Origin of the sequence: Micromonospora maritima (assembly GCF_902825405.1) — a bacterium.
GTDB lineage: Bacteria > Actinomycetota > Actinomycetes > Mycobacteriales > Micromonosporaceae > Micromonospora > Micromonospora maritima.
Map to the genome: position 1 here is coordinate 1 of NZ_CADEAU010000519.1, position 3,580 is coordinate 3,580.

Below are 3,580 nucleotides of genomic sequence, written 5' to 3' on the forward strand. Positions count from 1 at the left end.
AGGCGCTGGCCCAGCTCGACGGGGGTACGCCGGAGACACTGGGCGGCGCGGTGGAGGTCCGGGGCGCCGGCCGCGTCCGACACCGCCGGTGGTCGCCGCACCCCTCCTGCGGCTGCGCGGGGCGTCGCCCGATCCGGTCGGCCCCACCCGCACCCGGCCGCACGGCAGCAGCGAGCCCCTCGCGTCGGTAACAATGGCCAAGTGACCGACATCCCGCGCCGGGCCGTGTCCCGCACCGCCAAACTCGCCGCCCTGCCGCTCGGATTCGCCGGTCGAACCGTCCTGGGCATGGGCAAGCGGGTCACCGGGCTCGCGTCCGACGTCATTTCCGCCGAGATCCAGCAGCGCACGGCCGAGCAGTTGTTCAGCGTCCTCGGGCAGCTCAAGGGCGGTGCGATGAAGTTCGGCCAGGCGCTGTCGGTGTTCGAGGCCGCGCTGCCCGAGGAGGTCGCCGCCCCCTACCGGCAGGCGCTCACCAAGCTCCAGGAGGCCGCCCCGCCGCTGCCCGTGGCGACCGTGCACAAGGTGCTCGCCGAGCAGCTCGGGCCGGACTGGCGGGACCGGTTCGTCTCCTTCGACGACACCCCGGCCGCCGCGGCCAGCATCGGCCAGGTGCACCGCGCGGTCTGGCGCGACCCGGGGTACGGGCCGAACGGCGGCCCCCGGCACCGCGACGTGGCCGTGAAGATCCAGTACCCGGGCGCCGGTGAGGCCCTGCTCGCCGACCTCAAGCAGCTCTCCCGCCTGGGCGGGATGTTCCGGGCCATCCAGCCGGGGCTGGACGTCAAGCCGCTCCTGGCCGAGCTGCGCGAGCGGATCACCGAGGAGCTGGACTACGAGCTGGAGGCCGAGTCGCAGCGTGCCTTCGCCGCCGCGTACGCGGACGACCCGGACATCTACATCCCGGAGGTGCTCGACGCCGCGCCCCGGGTGCTGATCACCGAGTGGGTCGAGGGCATCCCGCTGTCCCACATCATCCGGGAGGGCACCGAGGAGCAGCGCGACGAGGCCGGACGGCTGATGGCCGAGCTGCACCTCTCCGCGCCGGAGCGGGCCGGGCTGTTGCACGCCGACCCGCACCCGGGCAACTTCCGGCTGCTGCCCGACGGCCGCCTCGGCGTGATCGACTTCGGCGCGGTGGCGCGGATGCCGGAGGGCACGCCCGAGCCGATCGGCCGGATCGCCGCGCTCGCGCTGCGCGGGGATGCCGACGGCGTGGTGGACGGGCTGCGCGCCGAGGGCTTCGTCAGCCGGACCGAGCCGATCGACGCCCAGGGCGTGCTCGACTTCCTGCGGCCGATGCTGGAGCCGATCGCCGCCGAGGAGTTCCGCTTCACCCGCGCCTGGTTGCGCGCCGAGGCGGCCCGGCTGGCCAGCCCCCGCTCCCCGGCCTACCAGCTCAGCCGGCAGCTCAACCTGCCGCCGTCGTACCTGATGATCCACCGGGTCACGCTGGGTTCGATCGGGGTGCTGTGCCAGCTGGAGGCGAAGGCGTCCTACCGGGCGATCCTGGAACGCTGGCTGCCGGGCTTCGCGCCGGTGGCCTGACGCGGGTACGTCGAAGGGGCGGTGACCATCGGAGTCACCGCCCCTTCCGTCATCGTGGTGGTACTAGAGAACGCCCAGGTCGCGGGCCGACTGGCTACGACCCCGCATGGCGACGGTACGGGCGGAACGGGCTGCCTCAGTGCTCGTGGTGGTGCGACCGGCCTGAGGCCGGCGCATTCGAGCCCTGGACAACGCTTCGTGGAGTAGTTGCATCTCGGTTCCGTTCGGCAGGTGCAGCATCGGTTTCTCTCTCGTTCGGCCGGTGGAGGGACACCGGCTTCGGTGGGTTTCGGAACGCAGGTGTGTCAGGCTGCCAGCCGGACGGAGCTACGCGACTCGGACAGCCCACTGGCCGCCAGTCGCGCCTCCGCCTCGACCCGGAGCTGGGCGTCACGGGCGAGGTCCTCCTTGCGCGGACGGCCACGGGGCCGCTTGCGCGGGACGACCGCGCCACGCTCGAAGATCTCGCCGCCCCAGACGCCCCAGGGCTCGGCCCGCTCCACCGCCCCGGCCAGGCACTCGACGCGCAGCGGGCAGTCCCCGCAGAGCGACTTGGCCAGCTCGAGCTCGGCGGGCGAGTCGGAGAACCACAGGTCGGGGTCGAACTTCCGGCAGGGCAGGTTCGCCTCCACCTCGACGCTCACGTCGAGTGGGGCCAACGCCAGACTCATCCTCCGGTCACCTCTCTCTCACTTCGATCTCGTGGATCGCATTCCGACGTACTTCGACGGGCAAAAAACTGAGGCCGCGGATCCCGGTATGCGGGTTCCGCGGCCTCGAGGTGAGCCGGTGGTCTGGATCAGACCGGTCTACCTCGAGGTGGAACGCCGCGGACATCGGTGCGCTTCTTGCCGCCATCGATGCCCATGCCCGTGAAGCCACTGGTCCCCTCGACTCCGGTGAGCGGCGCGACGGTCAGGTTCAGCTCGGCCTGAACCCGGACCTGGTGCGCCTGCGGAGCCGACGGCCGAGCGGCGAGGGCCACCCGGACGGCCGACAGCGGAACGCCGGCAGCTGGCATCGCCGCCGGACGCTCGCAGGTGTAGATCTCCATTGGTGCCACCTCCCTGACTTTCCTCGTGCCGACCATGGACTCATCCCCCTTGAGCAGCCAGAACGGCGCTGCTCGCGAGGTGTGTCCTGAGGCTATTCCTCGCCCGCGGGCGAGGGCAAACGATTTAAGGCTAGTTTTCGAAAGTTTTCTGCGGGCAGACGTCGTCGACCGCCGCCCCGGCCACCAGGGCCAGCACCGTATCCCCGTAAAGCCCGACTTTTCGGGGCCCGATCCCGGCGATCGCGACGAGGTCCTCGGTGCGGGCCGGCTTCCGCTCGGCGAGCGCGGTGAGCGTGGCGTCGGTGAACACCACGTACGCCGGCACCTTCTGCGCCCCGGCCACCCGCTGCCGCCACTCGCGCAGCCGCTCGTACAGCTCCTCGTCCAGGTCGGACGGGCAGGTCGGGCAGCGGCCCAGTTTCCGGTCCGCGCCGGCGAGCAGCGTGGCACCGCAGATCCGGCAGGAGACCACCTGGGGCCGCCGCCGTTCGGCCCGCCGGGCCGGACCGGCTCCGGCCCGCTCGCCGCCGCCCGAGCGGTCCAGCTGGGGCAGGAAGCGGGACGGGCGCCGGGCCCGGCCGCCGGGCGAGCGCGCGGCCGCGTACGACAGCCAGAGCCACTCCCGGGCCCGGGTGATCCCCACGTAGAGCAGCCGCCGCTCCTCCTCGACCTGCTCCGGCGTCTTCGCGTACGTGGTGGGCAGCGTGCCCTCGGCGAGGCCGACCAGGAACACGGCGTCCCACTCCAGGCCCTTCGCCGAGTGCAGCGAGGCCAGCGTGACCCCCTCCACCGTGGGCACGTGCTGCTGGGTGGCCCGCCGGGCGAGTTCCTCGGTGAAGTCGGCCAGGCCACGCGGACGTTCCACCGCCGCCGCCTCGCCGATCGGCAGCACCTCGGCGGTGGCCGCGTACTCCTCGGCGAGCTGGACCAGCGCGGCGAGCGCCTCCCAGCGCTCGCGCGCCGCGCCGCCGGCCGGGG

4 protein-coding genes are annotated in these 3,580 nt (G+C 72.9%); 1 reads left to right on the forward strand and 3 read right to left on the reverse strand.

Going from position 1 to position 3,580, the window contains the following annotated elements:
* Positions 1 to 201 precede the first annotated feature (201 nt).
* Positions 202 to 1,548: an ABC1 kinase family protein gene (locus HUW36_RS28260; protein ID WP_174530916.1), complete on the forward strand. Its 1,347-nt coding sequence runs from the start codon at positions 202 to 204 to the stop codon at positions 1,546 to 1,548.
* A gap of 305 nt (positions 1,549 to 1,853) precedes the next feature.
* Here the strand turns inward: HUW36_RS28260 and HUW36_RS28265 are convergent, their stop codons facing one another.
* The 3 genes from HUW36_RS28265 to HUW36_RS28275 all read right to left on the reverse strand — a co-directional run.
* Positions 1,854 to 2,219 (reverse strand): WhiB family transcriptional regulator, encoded by a 366-nt coding sequence (locus HUW36_RS28265; protein ID WP_091262418.1) that lies wholly within the window; start codon positions 2,217 to 2,219, stop codon positions 1,854 to 1,856.
* 128 nt (positions 2,220 to 2,347) lie between these two features.
* Positions 2,348 to 2,602 carry a hypothetical protein gene (locus HUW36_RS28270; protein WP_174530917.1) on the reverse strand — a complete coding sequence of 85 codons (255 nt, stop codon included), beginning with the start codon at positions 2,600 to 2,602 and terminating at the stop codon, positions 2,348 to 2,350.
* 130 nt (positions 2,603 to 2,732) lie between these two features.
* Positions 2,733 to 3,580: HRDC domain-containing protein (locus tag HUW36_RS28275; protein WP_174530918.1), on the reverse strand; the 848-nt coding region annotated here is incomplete at its 5' end.